The sequence below is a fragment of the Chryseobacterium ginsengisoli genome (genome assembly GCF_039542325.1).
Lineage (GTDB): Bacteria > Bacteroidota > Bacteroidia > Flavobacteriales > Weeksellaceae > Chryseobacterium > Chryseobacterium ginsengisoli.
Map to the genome: position 1 here is coordinate 182,966 of NZ_BAABHX010000001.1, position 25,395 is coordinate 208,360.

24 protein-coding genes are annotated in these 25,395 nt (G+C 33.8%); 13 read left to right on the forward strand and 11 right to left on the reverse strand.

Annotated features, from left to right (window positions below; genetic code table 11):
- Positions 1-2 precede the first annotated feature (2 nt).
- Both ABD940_RS00945 and ABD940_RS00950 read left to right on the forward strand, forming a co-directional pair.
- A complete protein-coding gene (locus ABD940_RS00945) occupies positions 3-629 on the forward strand; it encodes a response regulator (RefSeq protein ID WP_345199723.1) in 627 nt (208 codons plus the stop codon).
- Between the two features lie 345 nt (positions 630-974).
- Positions 975-2,018: an NAD(P)-dependent alcohol dehydrogenase gene (locus ABD940_RS00950; protein ID WP_345199725.1), complete on the forward strand. Its 1,044-nt coding sequence runs from the start codon at positions 975-977 to the stop codon at positions 2,016-2,018.
- 361 nt (positions 2,019-2,379) lie between these two features.
- Here the strand turns inward: ABD940_RS00950 and ABD940_RS00955 are convergent, their stop codons facing one another.
- Complete coding sequence (locus ABD940_RS00955) at positions 2,380-2,760, reverse strand: winged helix-turn-helix transcriptional regulator (protein ID WP_345199726.1); 381 nt, start codon at positions 2,758-2,760, stop codon at positions 2,380-2,382.
- Between the two features lie 128 nt (positions 2,761-2,888).
- Between ABD940_RS00955 and ABD940_RS00960 the strand changes: the two genes are divergently transcribed.
- Together ABD940_RS00960 and ABD940_RS00965 are read left to right on the forward strand one after the other, a co-directional pair.
- Positions 2,889-3,680, forward strand: coding sequence for an SDR family oxidoreductase (locus ABD940_RS00960; protein WP_345199727.1), 792 nt, complete (start codon positions 2,889-2,891; stop codon positions 3,678-3,680).
- A 21-nt stretch (positions 3,681-3,701) separates the two neighbouring features.
- Positions 3,702-4,019 (forward strand): nuclear transport factor 2 family protein, encoded by a 318-nt coding sequence (locus ABD940_RS00965; protein WP_345199728.1) that lies wholly within the window; start codon positions 3,702-3,704, stop codon positions 4,017-4,019.
- Positions 4,020-4,308: 289 nt separating this feature from the next.
- Here ABD940_RS00965 and ABD940_RS00970 read toward each other — a convergent pair whose 3' ends face one another.
- Positions 4,309-4,869 (reverse strand): helix-turn-helix domain-containing protein, encoded by a 561-nt coding sequence (locus tag ABD940_RS00970; protein ID WP_345199730.1) that lies wholly within the window; start codon positions 4,867-4,869, stop codon positions 4,309-4,311.
- Between the two features lie 166 nt (positions 4,870-5,035).
- Between ABD940_RS00970 and ABD940_RS00975 the strand changes: the two genes are divergently transcribed.
- From ABD940_RS00975 to ABD940_RS00985, 3 genes are read left to right on the forward strand one after another with little or no spacing between them, the layout of a single operon-like run.
- The gene (locus ABD940_RS00975) at positions 5,036-5,167 is read left to right on the forward strand and encodes a hypothetical protein (protein ID WP_345199731.1); all 132 of its coding nucleotides are present in this window, start codon (positions 5,036-5,038) and stop codon (positions 5,165-5,167) included.
- Positions 5,168-6,196: a glycoside hydrolase family 130 protein gene (locus ABD940_RS00980; protein WP_345199732.1), complete on the forward strand. Its 1,029-nt coding sequence runs from the start codon at positions 5,168-5,170 to the stop codon at positions 6,194-6,196. It abuts the gene before it with no gap.
- A 42-nt stretch (positions 6,197-6,238) separates the two neighbouring features.
- Positions 6,239-8,506: a glycosyltransferase gene (locus ABD940_RS00985; RefSeq protein ID WP_345199733.1), complete on the forward strand. Its 2,268-nt coding sequence runs from the start codon at positions 6,239-6,241 to the stop codon at positions 8,504-8,506.
- A gap of 109 nt (positions 8,507-8,615) precedes the next feature.
- On the opposite strand, the gene ABD940_RS00990 is transcribed toward ABD940_RS00985, so the two are convergent.
- Positions 8,616-10,751, reverse strand: coding sequence for a catalase (locus tag ABD940_RS00990; protein WP_345199735.1), 2,136 nt, complete (start codon positions 10,749-10,751; stop codon positions 8,616-8,618).
- Between the two features lie 333 nt (positions 10,752-11,084).
- Here ABD940_RS00990 and ABD940_RS00995 point away from each other — a divergent pair, with 333 nt between their 5' ends.
- On the forward strand, positions 11,085-11,744 hold the full coding sequence (locus tag ABD940_RS00995) for a DUF6766 family protein (RefSeq protein ID WP_345199736.1): 660 nt from the start codon (positions 11,085-11,087) through the stop codon (positions 11,742-11,744).
- A 46-nt stretch (positions 11,745-11,790) separates the two neighbouring features.
- Positions 11,791-12,060: a heme oxygenase gene (locus tag ABD940_RS01000; RefSeq protein ID WP_345199737.1), complete on the forward strand. Its 270-nt coding sequence runs from the start codon at positions 11,791-11,793 to the stop codon at positions 12,058-12,060.
- 14 nt (positions 12,061-12,074) lie between these two features.
- Here ABD940_RS01000 and ABD940_RS01005 read toward each other — a convergent pair whose 3' ends face one another.
- Together ABD940_RS01005 and xth are read right to left on the reverse strand one after the other, a co-directional pair.
- On the reverse strand, positions 12,075-12,689 hold the full coding sequence (locus ABD940_RS01005) for a hypothetical protein (protein ID WP_345199739.1): 615 nt from the start codon (positions 12,687-12,689) through the stop codon (positions 12,075-12,077).
- Positions 12,690-12,699: 10 nt separating this feature from the next.
- Positions 12,700-13,488, reverse strand: a complete 789-nt coding sequence (gene xth / locus ABD940_RS01010; RefSeq protein WP_345199740.1) for an exodeoxyribonuclease III — start codon at positions 13,486-13,488, stop codon at positions 12,700-12,702.
- Between the two features lie 189 nt (positions 13,489-13,677).
- Between xth and ABD940_RS01015 the strand changes: the two genes are divergently transcribed.
- From ABD940_RS01015 to ABD940_RS01025, 3 genes are all read left to right on the forward strand, one after another.
- Positions 13,678-14,472, forward strand: coding sequence for an alpha/beta fold hydrolase (locus tag ABD940_RS01015; RefSeq protein WP_345199741.1), 795 nt, complete (start codon positions 13,678-13,680; stop codon positions 14,470-14,472).
- Positions 14,465-15,583 carry a PAS domain-containing sensor histidine kinase gene (locus ABD940_RS01020; RefSeq protein ID WP_345199743.1) on the forward strand — a complete coding sequence of 373 codons (1,119 nt, stop codon included), beginning with the start codon at positions 14,465-14,467 and terminating at the stop codon, positions 15,581-15,583. Before ABD940_RS01015 ends, ABD940_RS01020 begins: the two co-directional genes overlap by 8 nt.
- A 276-nt stretch (positions 15,584-15,859) precedes the next feature.
- On the forward strand, positions 15,860-16,216 hold the full coding sequence (locus tag ABD940_RS01025) for a response regulator transcription factor (protein ID WP_345199744.1): 357 nt from the start codon (positions 15,860-15,862) through the stop codon (positions 16,214-16,216).
- A 142-nt stretch (positions 16,217-16,358) separates the two neighbouring features.
- On the opposite strand, the gene ABD940_RS01030 is transcribed toward ABD940_RS01025, so the two are convergent.
- From ABD940_RS01030 to ABD940_RS01040, 3 genes are all read right to left on the reverse strand, one after another.
- Positions 16,359-16,973, reverse strand: coding sequence for a DUF4142 domain-containing protein (locus ABD940_RS01030; RefSeq protein ID WP_345199745.1), 615 nt, complete (start codon positions 16,971-16,973; stop codon positions 16,359-16,361).
- 169 nt (positions 16,974-17,142) lie between these two features.
- The gene (locus tag ABD940_RS01035) at positions 17,143-18,465 is read right to left on the reverse strand and encodes a PQQ-dependent sugar dehydrogenase (protein ID WP_345199747.1); all 1,323 of its coding nucleotides are present in this window, start codon (positions 18,463-18,465) and stop codon (positions 17,143-17,145) included.
- Positions 18,466-18,574: 109 nt separating this feature from the next.
- Positions 18,575-20,605: a TonB-dependent receptor gene (locus ABD940_RS01040; RefSeq protein WP_345199748.1), complete on the reverse strand. Its 2,031-nt coding sequence runs from the start codon at positions 20,603-20,605 to the stop codon at positions 18,575-18,577.
- Positions 20,606-20,889: 284 nt separating this feature from the next.
- Between ABD940_RS01040 and ABD940_RS01045 the strand changes: the two genes are divergently transcribed.
- Positions 20,890-21,546 (forward strand): 3-keto-disaccharide hydrolase, encoded by a 657-nt coding sequence (locus ABD940_RS01045; protein WP_345199750.1) that lies wholly within the window; start codon positions 20,890-20,892, stop codon positions 21,544-21,546.
- A 97-nt stretch (positions 21,547-21,643) separates the two neighbouring features.
- Here the strand turns inward: ABD940_RS01045 and ABD940_RS01050 are convergent, their stop codons facing one another.
- From ABD940_RS01050 to ABD940_RS01060, 3 genes are all read right to left on the reverse strand, one after another.
- Entirely contained in the window at positions 21,644-22,507 is an 864-nt protein-coding gene (locus tag ABD940_RS01050) for an SDR family oxidoreductase (RefSeq protein WP_345199751.1), read from the reverse strand.
- Between the two features lie 79 nt (positions 22,508-22,586).
- A complete protein-coding gene (locus ABD940_RS01055) occupies positions 22,587-23,156 on the reverse strand; it encodes a Crp/Fnr family transcriptional regulator (RefSeq protein ID WP_345199752.1) in 570 nt (189 codons plus the stop codon).
- A 72-nt stretch (positions 23,157-23,228) separates the two neighbouring features.
- On the reverse strand, positions 23,229-25,334 hold the full coding sequence (locus tag ABD940_RS01060) for a glycoside hydrolase family 97 protein (protein WP_345199754.1): 2,106 nt from the start codon (positions 25,332-25,334) through the stop codon (positions 23,229-23,231).
- Between the last annotated feature and the right edge of the window lie 61 nt (positions 25,335-25,395).

Genomic DNA, 25,395 nt, shown 5'->3' on the forward strand with positions numbered 1-25,395 from the left:
TAATGAAAATTCTAGTTGCAGACGATCATCCTTTAACCCTGAATGGAACGGTTTCTTATCTTACCAATTTGGGATATAACGTAGTTAGTGCCTGCTCTAACGGAACGGCAGCACTTAATTATATTCAGGTTTATTTGCCGGATGTAGCTATTTTAGATTTAAATATGCCGGGTTTGGACGGATTGGAAGTGGCAAAAAAAGTTATGGAAAATAAATGGCGTACTAAAGTTATAATCCTTACCATGCACAATGAAATTGGAGTTCTGAACAAAGCAAAAGAATTTGAAGTAGATGGTTATATTTTAAAAGAAAAAGCTTGTCCTGATTTAGAAAAATGTCTGAAAGAAATTGCTTTAGGAAAGAAATATTATTCCGGAGCTTTACTTCAAAATTACATGATAGAACACACTGATGACCTTGGCAAACTCAACCTACTAACACTTTCTGAAAGAAAAATAATAGAATTAATAGCGGCTCAAAAAACCAGTAAACAAATTGCAGAGCTTCTTTTCCTGTCCGAAAAAACAGTAGAAGGACACCGTACCAGAATTATAGAAAAATTGGGTATTCCGAAAGAAAAAAATGCGTTACTGATTTGGGCAATACAGAATTATAAAAAATCCTTGTAGACTTAAAAATGATGATTAAAAATGAAAGATATCTTTCGCCATATTATAAACCTACGGGAACATTATTTTTTTTTACAAGTAGTTATATGCTGGATGAATTTCGGAGTAAATTATTAGATTTTGAAACTTACAATTTACCTTTAATCCAACTTAAATGAACCAAATCATCTACAAAAGTGTTTTTGAACATTGCTAAAAAAAAGCGATTCAAAATATATACCTAATTTTTTAAATTACTCCAATATTAGCCTGCATTAATTCTTCATTTTAACTACAAAAAAAAGTAATACAGATACAAAGAATTCTGTGGATACTTATTACATTTGGATAAACAAAAATTATAATATGATTAAAGCAAAAGGCTACGCAGCTCAAGATTCTAATTCTGATTTAGCTTTCTGGGATTTTCAAAGAAGAGAAGTTGGCGCTCACGATGTACAAATTGAAATTATGTATTGTGGTGTGTGTCATTCGGATCTGCACCAAATAAAAAATGATTGGTTTCCGGGTTTATTTCCGATGGTTCCAGGACACGAAATTGTAGGTAAAATCGTAAAAGTAGGCGATCATGTAAAAAACTTCAAAATTGGTGAACTTGCAGGAGTTGGATGTTTGGTAGATTCTTGTCAGGAATGTGAAAACTGCAAAAATGATTTAGAACAATATTGCCTAGATGGAAATACGCAGACTTATAATAATCTCGACCGCAGCGGAAATCCAACTTATGGAGGATATTCTGATACAATCGTCGTGAGAGAAGAATTTGTGCTGCATATCTCAGAAAAATTAGATTTAGCAGCCACTGCTCCATTATTGTGTGCGGGGATTACAACCTATTCTCCTCTTCGTCATTGGAAAGTTGGAAAAGGTCATAAATTGGCGGTTTTAGGATTAGGAGGATTGGGACATATGGCCGTAAAATTCGGAGTTGCTTTCGGAGCTGACGTAACTGTGCTAAGTACTTCTCCTTCAAAAGAAGAAAATGCCAAACAATTGGGTGCACATCATTTTGTTGTAACCAGTGATCCTGAACAATTAAAAGCTGTTCAAGGTTCTTTTGATTTTATTCTGGATACCGTTTCTGCGCCACATGATATGAATCTTTATATTTCATTATTAAAAACAGACGGTGTTCATATATGTGTTGGAGCGCCTTCAAAGCCAATGGAATTAGGAATATTCCCACTTTTAGGAGGACGAAAGAGTGTTGCAGGATCGGGTATCGGTGGAATTAAAGAAACTCAGGAGATGCTGGATTTTTGCGCAGAAAACAATATTGTATCCGATATTGAACTTATTGATATTAAAAACATATCAAATGCTTATGAAAGAATGCTTAAAGGTGATGTGAGATATCGATTTGTTATTGATAGCAAAACATTAAAATAAAGCATTAAATAAGTACATATTTAAATTTTAAAACAGCATCATAATTTGATGCTGTTTTTAATTTTTTGCTATAATAATTAAATCAAATCTGCTAATTTTCAATATATTTTAATCAAAATTAAGACTCATTAGAATAAGTGATGTATCCGTTTCCCTCTCCCGAATAATAGGTATCTCTGTCGCTTTCTGATAAAGTCAAATTATATTTAAAACGTTCTACCAAATTCATTCAACTAAACACCAAAGGAAAAATGTAAAGCATTTTATAAATACTTTTTTATCATCATAAAGACATCAAATTTAATATTACTAACATTTGAGATATACCTAAACTGATAATCTTAAGCTAATTCTGATATTTTTAATCTTTCTCTGCATTGGGAGAGCCCTGAATTCTATTTAGAATTAACATTCTTAATCGATCCTCATGTTGATCTCCCCATTGCCCTAAAGCACCGATTACAGGAATCAAACTCTCTCCAAACTCAGTAAGAGCATACTCTACTTTTGGTGGAACCACCGGATAAATAGTCTTTGAAATAAGTTCATGCTCCTCCAGTTCTTTCAGCTGAATATTTAAAACCCTTCGTGATGCATCCGATATTTTTCGCTGCAATTCACTTGGTCTTTTATGTCCCTGATTAATAAACCAAAGCAAACGTATCTTCCATTTGCCATAAAGAACTTCACCTATCAGATCAAGCCCGCAATTCAGATTCGGTATTATTTTTCTCTCATACATATTACAAAAATAAAAGTATGTTCCGATTTGTACAATAGGGGAATAATTTATCCCTATATGAATCGTAATTCCGTACTTGTATGAACTGTTTTTATACCCCAATTTTGTCCTATAAATAATTCTTAAAAATGGAACAACTTAATTTCAACAATGAGTTATCGGGCAAGATTGCATTGGTAACAGGAGGTACAAAAGGTACCGGAAAAGCCATTGCAGAAAGACTGCTGCAAGCCGGTGCAACAGTTATTATTACCGCAAGAAATGCACCTGAAAAAGAGAACAGCAATCTGCATTTTATTTCAGCTGATTTAAGTAAGGCAGAAGGAACGCAAAAAGTAATCAATGAAGTGTTGTCAACTTACGGAAGACTGGATATTTTGGTGAACAATCTTGGTTCTTCATCAACGCCCGCCGGTGGTTTTAATGCATTAAATGATGAAGACTGGGAATCGACCTTACAAGCTAACTTACTTGCTCCCGTTCGGCTCGACAGAGGATTTCTGCCCCAAATGATAAAGCAAAAAAGTGGCGTTATTATTCACATTGCTTCAATACAGGGAAAATTACCGCTGTATGACTCCACTTTACCATATGCAGCTGCAAAAGCAGGATTGAGAAATTACAGTAAAAGTTTATCAAATGAAGTTACTCCAAAAGGAGTTCGTGTACTCACTGTTTCACCAGGTTGGATCAGAACAGAAAATGTAAAAGTATGGTTGGAAACGATTGCTAAAAATTCAAATATTTCTATTGAAGAAGCTCAACAAGGAGTTGTGAATGCATTGGGTGGAATTCCTTTTGGAAGACCTGCCGAACCGGAAGAAGTAGCCGAATTGGTTGGTTTTCTTGTCTCACCAAGAGCCAGTTATTTAACCGGAACTGAATTTGTAATCGATGGTGGAACAGTACCAACAATTTAATCATCTTAAAAATATAAAAAAATGAATTTACCCAAAGTTATCACAGATTTAATTGAAGCACAAAACACTTTTGACAGCGCAGCCTATGCAAATTGTTTTTCTGAAAATTCAGAAGTATTTGATGAAGGTAAAACCCACAACGGGAAAGTAGAAATTGAAAACTGGATTGACAAAGCCAACAAAGAATATCAAGCCACTATGAAACCATTAGATTATAATGAAAAAGAAAACATCTTATCAGCAGAAGTTTCAGGAACATTTCCAGGCAGTCCTATTGTTTTGAAATATCATTTTCAATTATCTGATGGATATATTAAATCATTGAAAATAACCGGTTAATTTTTTTTAACTGACGAAATTAATTAAAGCTGAAATAAGGATTATCCTTCTGGAATAAAAAAGAACAGGGACTTGAAAGTTCCTGTTCTCTGTTCTATCAAAACCTTTAAAACATATGTACTATTTTTTGGATTTTAATAAGATCTTTTATGAAAACTAATCGTTATTAAGGATTAGAATAACTTTTTCACAGTTTTTCTCCTATCGTTTATTTATATTCAAAGATGCTATTTTAATGAAGTAAAAATGCTATACATTTCTGGAATTGATTTACATAAATCACACCTTTTTACAAATCTTCTAAGTTCTTCAACCGTTTTTGCTTAAGCTGTTTATAAAATGAAGGCGAAAGCCCTGTTATCTTTTTAAATTGGTTGGAAAGATGTGCAACACTGCTGTAATTGAGCTTATAAGAGATTTCTGTAAGATTAAGCTCATCATACAAAAGTAACTCTTTTACCTTTTCCACTTTATTGATAATGATAAATTGCTGCAATGTCATTCCTTTCACTTCAGAAAATGTATTGGCAAGATAAGTATAATCGTAACCGAGTTTTTCACTTAGATAATCTGAGAAATTTTCTTTCGGAAGAGATTCGGAATAATGGATCATTTCTGTGACCGCACTTTTTATTTTTTCAATCAAAATGCTTTTTTTGTCATCCAGTAATTCAAGTCCGGTTTTAAGGAGATTTTCCTTTAAAGCTTGTCTTTGTTCAATACTGATGTCATCTAATATTTCTACAAGACCAAGGTCTACTACGGCATTTCTGATGTTCAGTTTTTCAAGTTCCTGATGAACCACCATTTTACAGCGCAGGCTTACCATATATTTTATATACAACTTCATAATCCTTACTGTATTTCCAGCCCGCCAATCAATATGTTGACAGTTCCTCTTTCAAAGTTAGCTCTTTAAATCTTAATATCTATGATTTATGTAACAAATTGAAAGACTATTACAAACCTTTCTTTTTTTAATAGATGACCTTTACTTACAATAAAAATATTTTAATATGTCAAAAGAAAAGGAAACGAAGAAAAAAACAGATAAAACACCTGCAGCAAAATCATTAAAAGAGAAGCGGGAAGACAAACAAAACAAAAGGAAAGACAAAGAAAATGAAAGTCGCAATGCGACAACCTAAATGGTAGAAATAAAAAAAGAGGGAATTATACTCAGAAAAACTGACTTAAGTTTTGAAAACGAAGGGGTTCTGAATCCGGCAATCATTCAGGAAAATGGTAAAATACATTTGTTTTATCGTGCCGTTGCAAAAGGTAATTTTTCAAGTATCGGATATTGTATTTTATCAGACCCTCTTACAATAGAGCAACGGAAAGATTCCCCAATTCTCGTACCTGAATTTGAATATGAAAAGCACGGCATCGAAGATCCCCGAATTGTAAAAATAGATGACTTATTTTATCTCACTTATACAAGTTACGACGGCATCAATGCATTAGGAACATTAGCAACTTCTAAAGATTTCAAATCATGGAAAAGTGAAGGTATTATTGTTCCGAAAATTCCTTACGAAGAGTTTAAAATTTTATCAGAATCAGAAGGTTTAATACCCGAAAAATACAAAAGATACAATCAATTTCAGATCAGTCATACCAATAGTGACGCTATTTTTTTATGGGATAAAAACCTGATCTTTTTTCCGAGAAAGATAAACGATAAATTTTATTTTCTCCACAGGATAAGACCTGAGATTCAGATTGTAAGTGTGAAAAATATTGAAGACCTGAATTATGATTTCTGGCAAGATTATTTTTCTCATTTTAAAGATCATATTTTATTATCACCAAAGTATGATCATGAATCCAGTTACATCGGAGGCGGATGTCCGCCGATAGAAACAGAATATGGTTGGTTAATGATTTATCACAGCGTTCATGATACTGTTAACGGATATGTTTACAACGCCTGTGCAGCTTTATTAGATCTGGAAAATCCCGAAAAAGAAATTTCCAGACTTCCTTATCCGCTTTTCAAACCAGAAGAAGAATGGGAACTGAAAGGTGAAGTTAATAATGTCTGTTTTCCGACAGGAGCTATTGTAAAAAAAGATATCCTGTATATTTATTATGGAGCCGCAGACGAAAGAATTGCTGTTGCATCACTGAGTATTTCAAAATTATTGAAAGAACTGATGATGTTTGCAGTATAATGATAATTCAGAAAGGATTATCACATAAAAAAGAAAATGAATATGAACAAAGATATTAATTCAGACGTGGAGGACAAAGCAATAAGACAATCTGACAAAACAAAAAAACACACAATTAATAATAAATCCGAGATTGTCTTTATCAGTACTTTTCCTCCAAAGGTGTGCGGAATTGCAACTTATACTCAAGATCTGATAAAATCTCTACAGTCAAAATTCGGAGAATCATTCAATGCGATCATCTGTCCGATGGAAACAGAAGAAGAAACCTTTGAATACGAAGAAAATATTGAGTACAGCTTAAACACTTCCGATGCCGTTTCTTATCTTGAATTGGCGGCACAAATCAATAGAAATGATAATATCCGTCTTGTAATGCTTCAGCACGAGTTTGGCTTTTTTAATGAAACAAAAAATGGATTGCCTCTTTTTCTTAGAAATTTAAAAAAAGATGTCATCATTACTTTCCACACCGTTTTACCAAAACCGGATAAAGAGTTAAAAATTAAAGTAAAAGAAATCGCAGATGCTGCAAAAACCATTATCGTGATGACTAATATTTCGGCAGAAATATTATGCGATGAGTATGATATTTCTCCTGAAAAAATTGAAGTCATTCCGCACGGGACGCATCTTCTCCCTTTTACAGACAAAAACGCACTGAAAGAAAAATACAATCTTAAGAACAAAAAAGTTCTTTCAACATTCGGATTATTAGGTTCCGGAAAAAATATTGAAACAACTTTGAAAGCCTTACCGGAAATCATTGCAAAAAATCCGGATGTCATTTTTTTGATTCTTGGCAAAACACATCCTGCAATAGTAAGAAATGAGGGTGAGAAATACCGTGAATTTCTGGAAGATCTTACCTGTAAATTTAATCTGGAAAACCATATCCGATTTATTAACGAATATTTGCCATTGCCCGAGTTACTGGAATATCTCCAGCTTACCGATGTTTATCTTTTTACTTCAAAAGACAGGAATCAGGCTGTGAGCGGCACTTTTTCTTATGCCATAAGTTGCGGATGTCCTATTGTTTCCACTCCTATTCCACACGCTTTGGAAGTCTTAAAAGAAGATACGGGAATTATCATTGATTTTGAAGCTCCTAAACAATTAGCTGTTGCTGTAAACACATTATTGGATAATGAAAACAAACGCGAAAAATTACGTTCAAAATCATTAGAAAAAATGGCTCCGACAGCTTGGGAAAACTCTTCTATTTCGCACGCTTTATTATTTCATAAATTTAGAAATGATGAAACAGAACTTAATTATACATTACCGAAAATTAATCTTGGGCATATCCAAAATATGACAACAGAATTTGGAATGATCCAGTTTTCCAAGATTAGTAAACCTGATATCGATTCAGGTTATACATTGGATGATAATGCTCGTGCTATGATTGCTATTTGCAGACATTATGAAGTCAGTAAAAACAAATCAGACCTTGAATTAATTTCAATTTATTTAAACTTTATCAAATTTTGCCAGCATAATGACGGAAGTTTCCTGAATTACGTTGATGAACAAAAACAGTTCACCAATCAAAACTATGAAACCAATCTTGAAGATTCAAACGGAAGAGCAATCTGGTCTTTGGGTTATTTAATTTCATTAAAAAGCATTTTACCTCAGGAATTTTCTGAAATCGCAGAAAAGATCATTCAGAAAAATCTTTTATGGGCAGAAAAAATTCATTCTACGAGAGCAATGGCTTTTATTATTAAAGGGTTGTATTATCAAAATTCCGAAAAAAATATTCCGTTATTAAAAAATCTAGCTGATCGTCTCGTGAAAATGTATCAACATGAAGCAAAAGACGATTGGCATTGGTTTGAAAGTTATCTTACTTACGGAAACAGCCTATTACCTGAAGCTTTGCTTTGTGCATGGATCGCAACCAAAGATGAGGTTTACAAACAAATCGCTGAGGAATCTTTCCAATTTCTATTGTCCAAAATTATGATTGATGATAATATAAAAGTAATATCAAACAAAGGTTGGATGCAAAAAGAAAACACAGAAAACGATTCCCAAATTGGTGGAGAGCAGCCTATTGATGTTGCGTATACCATTTTAGCATTATCTACATTTTACAAAGCTTTTAATGATGAAAAATATTTACAAATGATGCAAAATTCTTTTAATTGGTTTTTGGGAAAAAATCATTTGAATCAGATTATTTACAATCCGGTAACCGGTGGTTGTTACGACGGACTTGAGGAGAAAAATGTAAATCTTAATCAGGGTGCAGAATCTACTGTCAGTTATTTGATGGCAAGACTTTGCTTTGATAAATAAGAACTGATGGCAAAATATTAAATTCAATTAATAAACTTACAGATAAAAAAAGGCAGAAGATATTTTTTACTTCTGCCTTTTTAATTTTAATATTTTGTGATGTGGTTTTCTATGCCGGATTATTTCTGTCTTTCTCCAATTCCCAAACACGGTGATTAGCTACAGCTTTGATGAAAGCGTTATCAGAGTTATTATTGTCTGAAATAATAATTGCTGGATCTTCGTGTTTTTTATTTTTAATGTTACTTGCATTATAAATTTCATCTGTTTCTTTTCCGAAATAGATTGCTTTACAATGCTTATAAGCTTCATTTACAAATAAAAGCGTTCCCGGTTTATTATCTTCATTCAACAGGTTTTCTGCAGAATTTTTACCACTGGAAACATACAGAGCATCAAAACAAACACTGGATGTACTTGTAAGAGAATGTTTCGGTTCGAAAGCTGTTCCATCATCTGCTTTTACTGGTGCAAGACTTCCCGCAATGATCTGTACTACAGCTCCTTCTTTTTCAAGTTTTGATTTCAAAGAGTTTACATCCTTTGCAACGACTCCATTTTCCATGATAAAACCGATAACACGGCTTTTTATAGTGTCCTTAACCGTATTTTTCATACTTAAAGCTTCGGAGCTTTTAGTCGAAGGTTCTTTTTCAGGACTTTGTAAGGTTTTCGGGTCTGCATCTGCAGGAATACTTCCGTTGGGTTGTTTTAATTTAGTCACATTTACACCTACTTTTTTTGCAACTAATGATGCTAATTCTTTATCAATAAAATTCAATTGACCAACAACTCTTTCACGGATTGCCGGAATCGTTACTTTTGATAATTCAAAGATCAATGCATTCTGTAGATGTGTCTTTTCAGGAACTGACTGGCTATTGTAGAATAATTTAGCCTGAGAATAATGATCAACAAAACTTTGGCTTCTTGCTCTGATTTTCTTTCCATCCACTCTTTCTTCCTGCGAAGTAAAACCGCCATCTTTCATCATTGCCTGAAACGGACAGCCGCCGCCGATAGAGTTTGGCTCATAGCTTACTTTTCCTTTTGCAATCTGTTGACGCATATGTCCGTCGCGCTGATTATTATGAACCGTATTAATAGATCTATTGATTGGAATTTCGTGGAAATTTGGTGATCCTAATCTTGATAATTGAGTATCTGTGTAAGAAAATAATCTGCCTTGTAATAATGGATCGTTCGTAAAATCAATTCCCGGAACCAAATGTCCCGGATGAAAAGCAATCTGTTCTGTTTCTGCAAAAAAGTTATCTGGATTTCTATTTAGTGTTAAAGTCCCGACCAATTCTACGGGTACTTCTTCTTCAGGAATCAGTTTTGTAGGATCTAATAAGTCAAAATCAAATTTATGCTCATCTTCTTCAGGAATGATCTGTACTCCAAAATCCCATTCAGGAAACGCGCCGTTTTCAATAGCTTCCCAAAGATCTCTTCTGTGAAAATCTGAATCTTTACCTGAAATTTTAGTTGCTTCATCCCAAGCTACGGAATGAACGCCCAATTTTGGTTTAAAATGAAATTTCACAAAATGCATTTTCCCTTCTTCATTGATGAATTTAAAGGTATGAACACCAAATCCTTCCATCATTCTATAGCTTCTAGGAATTGCTCTGTCGCTCATTGCCCACATAATCATGTGCATACTTTCCGGCATCAGGGAAATAAAATCCCAAAATGTATCGTGTGCAGATGCTGCTTGCGGAATGGCATTATCAGGTTCTGGTTTTACGGCATGAATAAGATCCGGAAATTTCATTGCATCCTGAATAAAAAATACAGGAATATTGTTTCCCACCAAATCATAATTCCCTTCTTCTGTATAAAATTTAATTGCAAAACCTCTAACATCTCGAGCTAAATCTGTACTTCCTGCGCTTCCTGCAACAGTAGAAAAACGTACAAAAACAGGCGTTTCTTTTCCTTCTTCGGATAAGAATTTTGCCTTGGTGTATTTTGCCAGACTTTTGTTGATTCTAAATGTTCCGTGTGCTCCGGAACCACGTGCATGAACAATTCTTTCAGGAATTCTTTCGTGGTCGAAATGAGTAATTTTTTCTCTCAGAATGAAATCTTCCAATAAACTTGGCCCTCTTTCTCCTGATTTTAATGAATCCTGATTGTTATTAATTTTCAATCCCTGATTAGTAGTAAGAGCCTGCTCGTCATTTGAAGTTGTGGAATGGCTTAGCTGCTCTAATTTTGAATTAGAAGATTCTTTCATAATTATTTATATTTTATTTTATTCGGCGTTTTAATAATTATTCAACAATCAAGCCAAATCATTTTATTTTAATGCTTGTGTTTTTCAAATAAATCAAACAAATAATAAATTACAGGCATGATTATTGATAATTTAACAACACCACATCATAAAATTTTATCATTCTTAATAAAAATCAAATCAACTGTTGAAAATAATGCTGTAACAAAATGTATGCGAAAATTAACGTTAGGAGTAAAAAATAATTTTTTCACTAATTTTCGATTGGCATTTTATTTTATGTAAGCTTTCAAAACTTAGATACAAATGGTAAAAAAATTTTAAAATCAGCAAATGAAAACAAATAAGAATACTTTTCTTTATAAAAATGGTTTAAGCATAGTTGTTGTAAGCCTATTTGTTTTATTTCTTTCGTGTCAGCTTATTACAGGTTGGCATGTGAAGAATGATGAGCTGTCTGAAGTAAAATTACCTTCTCTGAGTTTAACTCAATATATTTCCAGTCCGCATTTTATGCAGGCAACTTTTGAAAACTGGGAAAGCGAGTTTTTGCAAATGTGTATGTATGTTGTATTAACTGTTTCATTAAGACAAAAAGGTTCTGCGGAATCAAAATCTCTTACAGAAAAAGAAGATGTAGATAGAGAACCCGTTGCTCATAAAAATGCACCTTTGCCTGTAAAAAAAGGTGGTGTTATATTATCCCTTTACAATCATTCTCTTTCTATTTCATTGGGAATTTTATTTATCTTAAGCTTTATATTTCATTTCATTGGAAGCCTGAATAACTATAATGAAGAGCAGATTGAAAAACATTTAGCCACATTAGGCTGGAAGGATTATATTATAAATTCTCAATTTTGGTTTGAGTCTTTTCAGAACTGGCAAAGTGAATTTCTTGCTGTAGCATCATTAGTAATACTTTCGATATGGTTCAGAGAAAAAGGCTCTCCTCAGTCAAAGCCTGTTGATGCAGCTTATGATGAAAATTAAAATAGTATCCCTTATTAATATTTCCACTTAATTTAAAATTAACATTATGAATACCATCCGTCTCTATAAATTTAAAGATTCAATCAGCAGAAAAATGCAGTTTTTGAGTAAAGAATCTAATTTGGATTCTTTAGATGATCCAATACACTCAAAATTACTGGATATTGAAATTGTAACAGAATATATAATCAATATTTCCAATGATTTTATTTACGAGGATTTATCGTACAGCGAGCTAATCCATCTATGCAGCTCTGCAAGAAAAACCATAGAACACTATTTTGTTAAAAGTAATATTGATTATGATCTGATATAAAATCCTGATAGTACCTATATAAAATCCATTAATCCGTCTGTCAGTCTTTTCCACTGAATTTTGGAAATCCCTATCATTCCGCCAAAGCTTGTGAAAAGATTTCTTATTTTATCAAAAAAGCCCGCATTAAGATTAGGATATTCATTTCTTCCGTAAATCCCCATTTTTATAAATTTTTCGCCCCTATAAATAATAAATGATGAAGTTCCTTCTTGAGAGTAAAAATGCGCAATATGAGAAGTTTTTTTATTATAAGGAATTTTGGAGGGACGACAGATAATAATGTATGATTCAAGGAATTCATTATCTATATTTTGATCCATATCAATAATTTCTACCCAATCAAATCCTTCGGCTTCAAAATTTCCCGGTCCAGGAATATTAATTCTAATATAATCTCCGATAATGGGGTATCTTTCGACAAAATTTCCATCATAATCATATAGTTTAAATTCGGCAAAACCTTTTCCACAGTAATCTTCCCAATGATTAATATTAAAAAATCTTTCTTTTAAAATTTTAAATTGATTTATTGTGATTTCAGTACTTTCAAAGTTCGTCTGACTTTCAGTATCATGAAAGCTTCCTTTTATTTGTTTCGGTACTTTTGCAATTGATTTAGGCTTCATTATTTTAAATTTATGTTTTATCCAGCTTATCTTTTAATTCAATCCAAACCGGAGCATGGTCACTGGTTTTATCCCAGCCACGCACTTCCTTATCTACTCCACCCGATTTTAAATCGGGTATCAAATAAGGACTGAGTAAAATATGATCCAGCCTTATTCCTGCATTTCGTTCGTAAGCTTTGTATAAATAATCCCAAAATGTATAGATTTTCTCATCAGGATAAAGTGTACGGATAGAATCTAGCCAGCCTTTTTTTAACAAATCATGGTAAGCTTTTTTTACCTCAGTTCTGAATAATGCATCATTTTCCCATCTTTCAGGCTTGTAAACATCTTCTTCTGTAGGAATGATATTAAAATCACCGATCAAAATAGCCGGAAGTTCCATTTTGATAAGCTGATTTGTTCTTCTTTTAAAACGTTTGATCCAGCTAAGTTTATAATCGAATTTCGATCCGGGATAAGGATTTCCGTTGGGTAAATAAATACAGCAAATTACTATCTGATTGATAATAGCTTCAATATAACGGCTTTGCAGGTCTTCAGGATCTCCGGGTAAAGAATTTTGAACTTCAACAATTTCCAGATCTTTTGCAAGGATGGCAACTCCGTTCCAGCTTTTTTGTCCTTTCCAAATTGCCTGATAACCAGCCTCGTTTATCTCTTTCACAGGAAAACGCTCTTGTGGAGCTTTCAATTCCTGCAGACAGACAACATCGGGTTTCGCCTCTTTTAACCATTGAAGCAAAACAGGCAATCGTCCATTAATTCCATTAACATTATACGTTGCTATTTTCATGTTTATTGTGGCTATTTATCTGATTATCTGTCAATAATTATTCCATAGTTTCAAAACAATATTAGTAATTCACAAGAAAAAAATATTGCCTATCAAAAGGGCATTAAGTAAAGAAAATAGTATTAAAATCATCTTTATAAAATATGTTTGTCAAGATTAATACATTATATTTGTAAAAAGCATCCATTTATGAATGTACTTAAAAGAAATAACGTCATTGTAAGTGGAAACGGAGACAATGTGATGATGTTTGCTCATGGTTTTGGCTGTGATCAGAATATGTGGCGTTATGTATATCCGGCTTTTCAGGATAGCTACAAGATCGTTCTTTTTGATCATGTGGGCGCCGGAAATTCTGATCTTTCGGCTTATTCTTTCGATAAATATGCCAGACTTGAAGGATATGCAGAAGATATTGTTGAAATAGCCAGAGAATTAAATATTAAAGATGCAGTTTTCGTAGGACATTCAGTAAGTGCTGTTATGGGACTTATGGCTGCAAATATGGCTCCTGAAATTTTCAAAAGCCTCATTCTTATCGGACCTTCACCATCTTATATTAATCAGGATAATTATATTGGAGGATTCGACAGATCTGAAATTGATGAACTACTGGAATCTTTGAATAACAATCACCTCGGCTGGTCCATGGCAATGGCTCCGGTTATCATGGGCAATCCCGAAAGAGAAGAGCTTGGAAATGAGCTTGCCAACAGTTTTTGCAAAACGGATCCCGAAATTGCAAAACATTTTGCCCGTACCACTTTTCTGACAGATAAACGTGATATATTAAAATATACAAAAATTCCGGTATTAATCTTACAATGTTCCAATGATGTAATTGCACCCGTAGAAGTCGGTCAATACATGCACAATGAAATACCTGAAAGCAAATTGGTTATCATGAAAGCTACAGGACATTGCCCCAATCTTAGTGCTCCCGAAGAAACAATTGCTGCTATAAGTAATTATTTACATGGATAATAAATATACTCTTTCTTCTGCAGAAGATTTTAATGACTTTTTCGAATCAGCATTATGCGGCTTCGTGATTACAGATGGTAACGGAATAATTATAAGAATTAATAAACGTGCTGCTGAATGGCTTCATAGCGAGCCGGAAAATTTTATCGGAAAACGTATTTCTGATATCCTTGCTGTAGGAGGAAAAATCTATCTGGAAACTCATCTTTGGCCATTACTGCTTATGCAAGGTCATTTTGATGAAGTAGCTGTGGAACTTATAAATTCCGACAAAGGAAAAATGCCTGTCTATATTAATGGATATACAAGAAAATCTGAAGACGGACAGCCTATTTTTATGCGGTTTACATTATTTAAAGCTTCAGACAGAAGAATATACGAAGAGAATCTTCAGATGGCAAAACAACTTGCCGAACAAAATTTGAATATTGAAAAACAAAATGCTTTAATCAGAGAACAGTTTATTGCAGTTTTGGGGCATGACCTTCGGAATCCGCTTGGCGGAATCATGAGTGCAACACAGGTACTCACGAGATTTGGTTTTGGAGAGCGTGAAAAAAGACTTATCGATATTATACAGACCAGCTCAAAAAGGATGCATGAAATGATTAATAATATCATGGATCTTGCACGCGGTCGATTGGGTGGTGGAATCTCTATAAACCTCGAAGAAGTAAATCTTGAAAATTTACTGAATCAGGTAAGTGACGAATTAAAAATAACATTTCCTGAAAGAATTATAGATTCGAATTTTACGATCTCCAAAACGATAATGTGCGATCCTGCCCGTATTTCACAATTGGTTTCCAATCTTCTTGCAAATGCCGTTACGCATGGTTCACATGATACTCCTGTAATATTAAAAGCATTTACAACCGATACATATTGGGAAATTTCCGTGATTAATCAGGGACTTCCAATTCCCAAAGAAGCATTAACTCATCTGTTTCATCCTTTTCACCGTGAAAGTTCTCACTCAAGTCATAATGGTTTAGGACTCGGGCTTTATATAGCTTCGGAAATAGCAAAAGCGCATAACGGGAAATTAACAGTTGTTTCAGATGAACAGTATACCTGCTTTACTTTCAGAAGCGAATTTATAGAGAAATAATATAAGACAAACTCATTAAGAAAATCCTTTAACATTTATCAAGACACAGGTTCGAATCTTTCCACAAATATTTTACGGATTCTGTTTTAATGTTTCAGTAGAGTAAAAGCAAATCATTTATTAATGAAATTCACAGCGAAATTCTTCTTTAAATTTTTGATTATTAATTTCTTTACCATAAAACATAATCTAGAGCAATTTCATAATAGAGATCATTAAAAAAAGATTTTTTTCTTACCCTCTCACAGATTGGCTTTGTTTTTGCCAGGCAACAGTATGAAAACAATTTTTATCGTGGAAGATGAGACAGGCATCAGAGATGCATTACAATTGCTCCTGTCATTCGAAAATTATGATGTACGTTCTTTTTCCAGCGTGGAAACATTTAATAAAAGAGATAAATCGGTAATTCCTGATATTTTTATACTGGATGTAATGTTGCCTGATGGATTGGGTACAGACCTATGTAATCAGATTAAAGAAGAACCTGCGACATCCAACATTCCTGTTATGGTTATCAGTGCTCACGCAAAAGCTGAGAATGTGACAAGTGCATGCAAAGCAGATTCGTTTATCAGTAAGCCTTTCGACATTGATGATGTTCTTGAAAAAATTAAAAGCCTGACCGATTAATTACATTTTAATTGTAAGCAATTTAGCTGATAAATCTTAAACTGTTTATATTCAAAAAAAATATCCTGATAAAATCGATGGCTTTAAAGCTTCAATTTAATCAGGATAAATTAATTTATTGAAAAATAATCAAAAGATAATTTTATTTTACAGCAGCTTTCGCTTTCTCAGATTCCATCAAATGATGTTCTAAAGTCGGAAGCGTTGTACTTGCAAAAGATTTTAATGAAGATTCCATACCTTCAGAAGCTTCTTTTTTAAATTCTGCGATATCTTTTTTATGATCACTAACCATAAGATCGGTATATGCGTGGTCAAACTCTGCTCCTTTTTTTAATTTTAAATCATCATACATCTTTTGCTGATCGGCATCCAATGAGGTTGGTAAAGTGTACTTAGTTGCTGAAGCCCATTTTTTAAGTTCCTCATTAGCTTTGCTATGATCTTTTACCATCATATCTCCCAATGATTTTACGGTTGCATTAGTAGAATTACTTGCAGCAAGCTGTCCCATCATCACTTCCATCATACCTCCTTTTGCCGCTGCATCTGCAAATTTTTTGTCCTGAGTACTCAAAGAATTAGTTGTCTCTGAGGTAGAAGAAGATGTTGCTGTAGAATCGTTTACAGCCATTCCAGAATCTGCAGGAGCCGATACTGCTGCACTGTCGCCTGACTTTTCATAAGTTGTGGACGCATTTTTTTTACAAGCTATCATAGTTGCGACAGCTAAAATCATTAAAACTGAATTTTTCATATTATAAAATGTTTAGTGGTGGATTGCAATTTAATATTGCTATCGTATTTGTAACAATTTGTTTGCCAAAACTTTAAAGCAGCTGTCATTGCATCTTATTTTGTACATATAAACTGGAAAAATAATATTTTCGCTCAATTTAATCGTTTACAAAAAGTCGTAAAAAGATTTAATTTTTCTTATTATATGAAACTCTCCAGACAATACCACTTACATCATCGGCTACTAGCAAAGATCCATCAGCAATTTGAAGAACACCAACTGGTCTTCCATACACATCTCCTTTAGCTTCATTGGCTATAAAACCAGTGAGAAAAGGTTGATAAGATCCGGAAGCTTTTCCATTGCTAAAAGGTACATAAGCCACTTGATATCCTGTTAATGATGATCGGTTCCATGATCCGTGCTGCCCTATAAAAGCGCCGTTCTTATATTTTTCCGGAAACTGATTTCCTGTATAAAATGTTAATCCTAAAGACGCCGTGTGACTTCCTAGAGGAACATCAGGAACTATAGTCTTGGCAACCATATCAGGTTTTTCACCTTTTCTTCTTGGATCTTCATGTTTCCCAAAATAAGCATAAGGCCAACCATAAAAAGCATTCTGTTTAACACTTGTTAGATAATCAGGAACCAGCTCATCGCCAAGTTCATCTCTTTCATTTACCACAGTCCATAATTGTCCGGTTACAGGGTTCCAGCTCATTCCTACAGGATTTCTGAGTCCGGCTGCATAGATTTTTTCGCCACTTCCATCTGGATTTATTTCCAAAATATTGGCTCTTCTTACTTCATTTTCCATCCCGTTTTCGCCTACATTACTTCCGGAACCTACAGAAATATAAATTTTTGACTGGTCTTTATTGGCAATCAGATTCCTTGTCCAGTGGTTATTATATCCTCCTGCAGGAAGACTGACAATCTTTTTTCCCGGCTTTGTTATTTTTGTATCTCCTGCTTTGTATGGATAAACATACAATCCATCGGTATTCGCAACATAAAACTGATCTTTAATAATCAACATTCCGTACGGTTGGTTTAAGTTATCTAAAAATACAGAGGAAGATTCTGGAATACCATCTTTATTAGCATCACGGTATAGAATAATTCTGTTGGCAGATTCTCCTCCGACTTCAGCTTTACTTTTTCCACTGATATCGTTTTTAATCTTATCTGCTGTTGAACGCTCTGAATTGGAGAGCACCACAAATATATCACCATTTTCTGCCTGGATTATATTTCTCGGACTTTTAATATTTTCTGCAAATTTTGTCACAGTAAAACCTTCCGGAGCAGTTGGTGCTTTATCTTTAGGCCATCCTATTACGTTACTGAACTTGTTTTTAGAATTTTTTTCATCAGGTTGTGGTAGTTTTAAAGTATCGGTTTGTGTGACCACTTCATCACTTTTCCCAACATTTTCAGAATTGTTTTTCTTGTCTTTACAACTGAAAAAAAGCAATGTAATTGCCGGTAAGAGATAATTTTTCATAATTTTTAAGATTTGGTGTTAAGAAATAGTTTAAATACAAATATCAGACCTCCATAATTTTATTTTTATCCTGATAATCATCAAGAAATGACATTTTTAGATTTTTAGATTAAAAATATGCTTCAACTCCAAGTATAAAGTTTCTTTTAGCCGCAGGATTATAATAGCGGTTTCCAAAAGCATTAATATCATAACCCAAAACATAATCTGTATTATAGAGATTCTGAATCTTAAATGATAAATTCAGCTTTGTCTGATCAAGATTTACAGGAACTCTGAACTGGATATTTCCAACTAAATTGGACTTCGACCAAACCGAATTGGCATCATTCAAAGGCATTTTTGAGGTATAAAAATGAGAAAAGTCAACAAAAAATTTTCTAAAAAAAGTAAAATTAATCAAAGAACTGATCGTTGTTTTCGGAACACCCGTCAAATCATTTCCTGAAAAATCATTGCCATTCTGCTTATAATTCTGAAACCTGAAGTTATAGAAGTTTCCAGAAAAACGAAATTTGAACCGGCTGAAAAAATCATTTTTTAAATCAAAATTTTTAGATTCTAAAAGAAACTCCAACCCTTTCTGCACCGTTTCTCCTGCATTTACAAAATATTCCTGTCCTGCTTCATTCTGTCTTCTTACAATCGCATCTTTCATTAGGAAATCAAAATAACTGCCTTCCACAAAAAGAAAATTTCCAAACTGTTTTCTTATTCCGATTTCTTTATTCCAACCATATTCCGGATTGAGATTTGTGTTAAATTCATGATTAGATGCACGAATTTCTTCGTTTGTAGGCGCAGAATTTCCCTTTCCTATTTTTCCACGAACCGAAAAACCTTTTCCTAATAAATAACTCATCCCAAAATTGGGCAACCATTGGTTTTTAAATTTCATTTTCCCGCTTTCTGTTTCCGGAAAAAGCCGCTTCCAATCGTAAGAATTTGAATTTAAACTAATGGAAATATCGGTAAACCATCTGTCGTTAAAATTTAATTTCTGAGAAAGAAAATAAAAGCCTGAAGCATTTTTGACTTGGTCAAAATTCTGGGGATTTCCTTCATATCCTTTATTATTATCATAATTTTTAACAAGAATATTATTAAGTCCTCCTTCAAAACCCAATCGGTAAGCCAATGAAACTTTATCCCAATTTTTCTCATAATTAAGGTGTGTTCTTATGGCAAAATTCTTTTCAAAGCGGTTTTCGAAATTGGTAATAAACGGATTTTCAAAATCAACATAAGATCCTTGAATTAAAATGAAATGAGAGAAATTTTTATTAAGCTGATAGTCATTTGAAAGTCCTGCTAAAAACATCTTATTACGAATTCCTGCTTTTTGCTCTTTTGAGCCGGGAAGCGTTGCAGTTCCCGGTCTTGCCTGTTTTCTGTCCAATTGCATCTGTTCCAAAGTCAAACCTCCTGGAGTCTGGTGATCTAGATCCGAATACAAAGCTAAAAACTTGAGCGAGCCTTTTTCAGAGTATTGAAAATTATCTTTGAAGAAAATCTGCTTCCGTTTCATTTTAGATTGTTCTCTGTAAGAATCGGTTTGATAATAATTTTGAAAAACTTCAAAAAAATGTTTTCCGGATTTTTTAGACCAGTCGAAACTTTGATTAAAAGTACCATAGCTTCCAGTCGATAAATTAGCGGAAAGATTATTAGAATCTCTAGTTTTGAGAAGAATAGTTCCGCCTGTCACTGATCCGTAATCGCCACTTTCCGGGCCTTTATAAATTTCCATTCTGTCAATTAATTCGGGAGAAAGGATATTAAAATACGTATTACCTGAAGCATCGGACAAAATAAAATCATCGAGATAAACTTTAACATTACGAACACCAAAAGGCGACCTCAAAGTACTTCCCCGAGTAGAAATCCTGTAACTTCCAGGTGAACGTTCTTCCATTCTTGCTCCCGGAACCTGATTAATCGATTCCAGCATTCTTTCCGGTATATTTTGTATCATTAAATCTCTGGAAACCACAGAAACTGATTTTGTAGAAGAAATTAAAGTTGAAGGCTTTTTGTACACATCAATTTTTACCTCAGCGATCAGGTTTGCAGAATCTGTTTTTTGAGATAACAGGATTGAGAAAGAAAAGATTGAGAGAAAAAAATATAATTTTGTCATTAAATTATGTTTAGCAAAAACCATACTTTGTTTTATATTAAGCATAGTAATTTCAAAATTTAGATAGACATTTTAATAAAGATTGTTTACAAAGCGAAGCATCTTAGAGAAGTTTAGAATTTTTAATGAATTATATTCACTTATGATTATAGAAAATTTTGGATATTGTATGCAAATGCATATTTTATTTAGATCATGTCTTCTTTTTTCTTAAAAATACAAAATGTAATAATTACTTTTACCGTATCATTTCAACTTGTTACATATTTTATAAATTCTTATTTATGCTTAAAAAAAATATTTTTGTTTTTGCCTTTTTTGTTATTTTAAATTCATGCGGTATTCAACAAAAAAACTGGTCCGAGAATGATTGGTATGCTTATATAAAAACAAGTTCTGAAAAATTAGAACCTTCAAAAGTATATGAATTCACTGATGGAATGATCAGAATGCATGGCGAAAATATTGGGTATCTGATGTCTAAAAAAAGTTATACAAATTTTGAACTTTCTCTGGAATACAGATGGAATATGGACGATAAGTATAAAGGAAAAGGTAAGAAAAACAGCGGGGTTATGTACAATATTCCTACAGATTCACCTGATAAGATATGGCCTAAAGGTATTCAGTTTCAAATCAAAGAAAATACCACCGGAGATTTTATCTTTTTGGATCAAGTGACTGCAAAAATAAACGGAAAGATGGTTGAGCCGGGTACAAGCGTTACTTCTCCAAAATTCTCAGAAAATGAAAAGCCTTATGGCGAATGGAATTCGATCATGATCAAGTCCGTTAATGGAAAAATCACACAATTTTTGAATGAAAAACTAGTGAACGAATGTGTAGAAGCATCTTCTGTTGAAGGCCGGATTTCATTAAATTACGAGGGTTCGGCTATTGATTTCAAGAATATTCGATTAAAACAAATCTCGATAGAATAAAATTTTATTTTTTACTTGTTGAAACAATGTCAATAACAACGACGAAGATATAAGTCTCCGCCGTTTGTCAGTTTACATTTATTTATCTGTTCAGGGATTAGTCTAATAATTCTCCCATTCCGAAGACAGTTAAACCTTTTCCAAATTGTTCTTCAACTGCCTTATTCGCAGCATTAATATATTCCCCAGTTATCGGATCAACAACAGTTCTCAAAGGTCTTTTGCCTTTTTCGGTAGAAATAAGTTTTACGATCGCATCAGCAACATCCTGCGGATTCGTTTGATGCTCCTGAATCAGTCCGCCAAGTGCAGCCATCATTTTATTAGGAATCTCTGCGATGGCACCATATCCTTCAAATACAGCCTGATCTGAAGCATAAGTTGTTTTTTGTGCCATTTCAGTTGGAAAAGCACCCGGTTCCAGAATGGCAACATCTATTCCCAGACGTTTAACTTCGTAATGTAAACCTTCGCTCAGTCCTTCCAAACCAAACTTCGACGCGGCATACACTGTTGCGAAAGGAAAAGAAACCCTTCCAAATCCACTGGTCACATTAATAATTAGCCCATCTTCCTGTTTACGCATTGCCGGTAACACCTGCTTAATGAATCTCCAAGGTGCAAAAACATTCACATCAAACATTGCCTGAACATCAGCAGTTGTAAAGCTTTCCGCCACGCCATGCATTGAAAATCCTGCGTTATTTATGAGTACATCGATAGAACCCTCTTTAGCGATAATAGTTTCTATAGCTTGATTCACGCTTTTATCATCAGTAAGTGTAACATCGAGAACAGTTATGTTTTCAACCGCTGAAAGTTCCTTCGCTTTATCTGCATTTTTGCCTTCAGTATCTCTCATTGTTGCATAAACTTTGTGACCTAATGCTGCAACACTGTGTGCAGTCAGCCAACCAAAACCACTATTTGTACCTGTAATCAATACGATTTTTTTGCTCATCTTTTTATTTTTTAAATGATTGATGCAAAGGTTGGTCAACTCAGGTCAAAAACATTTACCATTTGGTAAAAAGCAACATTTAACGGATATTTTTTCTAATTCTACTGAGAGATTGTTGAGTAATTCCGAGATAAGAGGCCACCTGCGAAAGGGGAACACGGTTGACAAGCCCCGGAAACTGATTAATAAACGATAAATAGCGGGTTGTAGCATCTTCAGATACCAGCGGGCTCCTCCTTTCTAAAGCTTTCATCAGACAGTTTTTAACGATAAGATTTTCTATATCTTTCCAGCCGACGATGGTATTTCCAATCTCATCCCAGTTCTTTTTTGAAAAGACAAGCAGTTCGCAATCTGTTATAGCCTGAATATATTCTGAAGCAACCATTTGCGCCTCAAACTTTTGCTGATCTGAGACGAAATTATTTTCATCAACAAAAGAATGCGTAATCTCTTCGCTTTTATTGTTGTAATAACAGAATCGGGTTACTCCTTTTAGAAGAAAACCAACATATCGGGGAATTTTGCCGGCCTCAGAAAAATATTCATCCTTGCGAAGCTTCATTGTTTCGGCTTTGCTCAAGATCAATTCGATCTGCTGACTGTTCAGATTACCGAACTGTAATATGTAATTGACAAATTCTTCCATTATACAAATTTCGGGTTTACAGAGGAAAATATATTTACCATATGGTAAAAAATTTCTTTGAATTAAATCAGATTATTTAATCTCTTTTATGCTTACTGCAATGCCGCCGCTTGGTGCCAATTTCTTTTTTAAAACGGTATTGGAAGTTATTGTTTGTTTACTAATTTTATAATCTATCGTACTGGTTTTCCAATCTGCTTTTTCTCCATCTTCATAGATAGTGGCTTCATATTTTTTTCCTTTTGGAAGAAAACTAAAATTGATGGTTGCCGTTCTTTCATTTTCATCGGTGATACCTCCCACAAACCACTCGTTTTTATTTTTTGCTTTACGAGCAATTGTTATAAAATCACCAGGTTCAGCTTCCAAAATATAAGAATTATCCCAGTCTACGGCAACATCTTTAATAAATTGAAAAGCATCGGGACGTTTTTTATAGTTCTCTATTAAGTCAGCAGCCATTTGTAACGGGCTGTACATGGCGATATACAATGCAAGCTGCTTCACCAAAGTAGTTCTTACCCTTGATTTATTTTTACCATAAACAGAAAGATCGGTCTGAAAAATTCCTGGGGTATAATCCATCGGTCCTCCCATTAATCTGGTGAATGGTAAAATGGTCGTATGTTCCGGTTTATTGCCTTCTACAGATTCAAATTCAGTTCCCCTCGCCGACTCCTGCGCAATCCAGTTCGGGAACGTTCGGGAACGTCCCGTTGGTCTTACAGCTTCATGAGAATCGACCATAATTTTATATTTAGCTGCTTTTTCTGCCACGAAATTATAATGATTTACCATCCATTGGCTGTCATGATATTCACTTCTTGGAATAATTGGTCCTACATATCCTGTTTTTACAGCATTATAATTGTGCTTAGTCATAAAAGAAAATGCGTCATCTAATTGTCTTTCGTAATCGTTAACAGATGATGTTGTTTCATGATGCATGATAATTTTAACACCTTTAGCTTTAGCATAATTCTGAAGTTCCTCCACATCAAAATCAGGATAAGCTTTGGTAAAACTGAATATTTTTTCTTTTTCATAAGGAGCCCAATCTTCCCAACCTTCATTCCATCCTTCAACAAGCACTGCATCAAAGCCGTTTTCTGAAGCGAAATCTATGTATTCTTTTACATGTTTTGTATTTGCGGGATGGTGATTGTTGGGTTTTAATTTAGAATAATCCGTTTCTCCAATGATAATATTTGAATCATCAGAATAAGCCCAAGAAGCCCCACTTCCAATAAAATACTCCCACCATACACCGATATATTTCATTGGCTTTATCCATGAGGTATCTTCGATTTTGCTGGGTTCGTTTAGATTTAATATTAATTTTGAAGCTAGAATGTCTCTCGCATCATCACTTACAACAATAGTTCTCCAAGGTGTTTTCATTTGAGACCTTACGAAAGCTTTTTCTCCATTTCTGTTGGGGCTGAGATTAGCGCTCAGTTTATAATTTTTATCATCAATATTTAAATGCATGGCTGGATAATCGACCAGCGCTGCTTCATGAATATTAATATATAAACCATTGGCAGATTTCAGCATGAGTGGAGTTTGTACCGCTAATGTTTTTGAGGGAGCATTGGATGGCAGAGGCTCTTTTCTTACTTTATCAATAAGCGATGAAACCTCGGAAATTTTTGAAGTTGTAATAGAAAATTCATTGGTTTCATAATCTGATGGAATCCAGAATGCTTTATCATCTCTTGCTAGATTAAATTCCGTGAGTTCTTCATTTATTCTGAAGCTGTGTAATTTTTCCTGAACAGGAAATTCGTATCTGAAACCCAGTCCATCATTGAATAACCGGAATCTTATATTAACTTTATATCCTGTCTGAACCTGCTCCAGATATACCATCATTTCCTCATGATTATCTCTTATCGTTCTTTGCTCGCCCCACACCGGATCCCAAATTGTGTCTGATGAAGAATATTTTATATCCTGTACCTTAAAACCATCGAAAAAAGAAGTGTCAGTATTAATTATAAACCCTAGTTTACTGTTTTGTACGACATTTTTGTTTTTATAATTCAGAGTGTAAAACGCTTCTCCTTTTTCACTGAGTAAAAATGTAATTTGAAGATTTTTATCCGGCGACTGAAGTTTCTGCGCGTTTAAGGAAATCAATGAAGAACAAATTAACAGATAAAGGAAAAGTTTCATGGTTTATTTTTCTGATATTGTGAGCAAATATAAAATATTTTAAACCACCATCAGTTCAGGA

Coding starts and splice junctions, on each gene's coding strand:
- ABD940_RS00945 (WP_345199723.1), top strand. CDS start 3: ATGAAAATTCTAGTTGCAGACGATCATCCTTTAACCCTGAATGGAACG.
- ABD940_RS00950 (WP_345199725.1), top strand. CDS start 975: ATGATTAAAGCAAAAGGCTACGCAGCTCAAGATTCTAATTCTGATTTA.
- ABD940_RS00955 (WP_345199726.1), bottom strand. CDS start 2,760: ATGTATGAGAGAAAAATAATACCGAATCTGAATTGCGGGCTTGATCTG.
- ABD940_RS00960 (WP_345199727.1), top strand. CDS start 2,889: ATGGAACAACTTAATTTCAACAATGAGTTATCGGGCAAGATTGCATTG.
- ABD940_RS00965 (WP_345199728.1), top strand. CDS start 3,702: ATGAATTTACCCAAAGTTATCACAGATTTAATTGAAGCACAAAACACT.
- ABD940_RS00970 (WP_345199730.1), bottom strand. CDS start 4,869: ATGAAGTTGTATATAAAATATATGGTAAGCCTGCGCTGTAAAATGGTG.
- ABD940_RS00975 (WP_345199731.1), top strand. CDS start 5,036: ATGTCAAAAGAAAAGGAAACGAAGAAAAAAACAGATAAAACACCTGCA.
- ABD940_RS00980 (WP_345199732.1), top strand. CDS start 5,168: ATGGTAGAAATAAAAAAAGAGGGAATTATACTCAGAAAAACTGACTTA.
- ABD940_RS00985 (WP_345199733.1), top strand. CDS start 6,239: ATGAACAAAGATATTAATTCAGACGTGGAGGACAAAGCAATAAGACAA.
- ABD940_RS00990 (WP_345199735.1), bottom strand. CDS start 10,751: ATGAAAGAATCTTCTAATTCAAAATTAGAGCAGCTAAGCCATTCCACA.
- ABD940_RS00995 (WP_345199736.1), top strand. CDS start 11,085: ATGAAAACAAATAAGAATACTTTTCTTTATAAAAATGGTTTAAGCATA.
- ABD940_RS01000 (WP_345199737.1), top strand. CDS start 11,791: ATGAATACCATCCGTCTCTATAAATTTAAAGATTCAATCAGCAGAAAA.
- ABD940_RS01005 (WP_345199739.1), bottom strand. CDS start 12,689: ATGAAGCCTAAATCAATTGCAAAAGTACCGAAACAAATAAAAGGAAGC.
- xth (WP_345199740.1), bottom strand. CDS start 13,488: ATGAAAATAGCAACGTATAATGTTAATGGAATTAATGGACGATTGCCT.
- ABD940_RS01015 (WP_345199741.1), top strand. CDS start 13,678: ATGAATGTACTTAAAAGAAATAACGTCATTGTAAGTGGAAACGGAGAC.
- ABD940_RS01020 (WP_345199743.1), top strand. CDS start 14,465: ATGGATAATAAATATACTCTTTCTTCTGCAGAAGATTTTAATGACTTT.
- ABD940_RS01025 (WP_345199744.1), top strand. CDS start 15,860: ATGAAAACAATTTTTATCGTGGAAGATGAGACAGGCATCAGAGATGCA.
- ABD940_RS01030 (WP_345199745.1), bottom strand. CDS start 16,973: ATGAAAAATTCAGTTTTAATGATTTTAGCTGTCGCAACTATGATAGCT.
- ABD940_RS01035 (WP_345199747.1), bottom strand. CDS start 18,465: ATGAAAAATTATCTCTTACCGGCAATTACATTGCTTTTTTTCAGTTGT.
- ABD940_RS01040 (WP_345199748.1), bottom strand. CDS start 20,605: ATGACAAAATTATATTTTTTTCTCTCAATCTTTTCTTTCTCAATCCTG.
- ABD940_RS01045 (WP_345199750.1), top strand. CDS start 20,890: ATGCTTAAAAAAAATATTTTTGTTTTTGCCTTTTTTGTTATTTTAAAT.
- ABD940_RS01050 (WP_345199751.1), bottom strand. CDS start 22,507: ATGAGCAAAAAAATCGTATTGATTACAGGTACAAATAGTGGTTTTGGT.
- ABD940_RS01055 (WP_345199752.1), bottom strand. CDS start 23,156: ATGGAAGAATTTGTCAATTACATATTACAGTTCGGTAATCTGAACAGT.
- ABD940_RS01060 (WP_345199754.1), bottom strand. CDS start 25,334: ATGAAACTTTTCCTTTATCTGTTAATTTGTTCTTCATTGATTTCCTTA.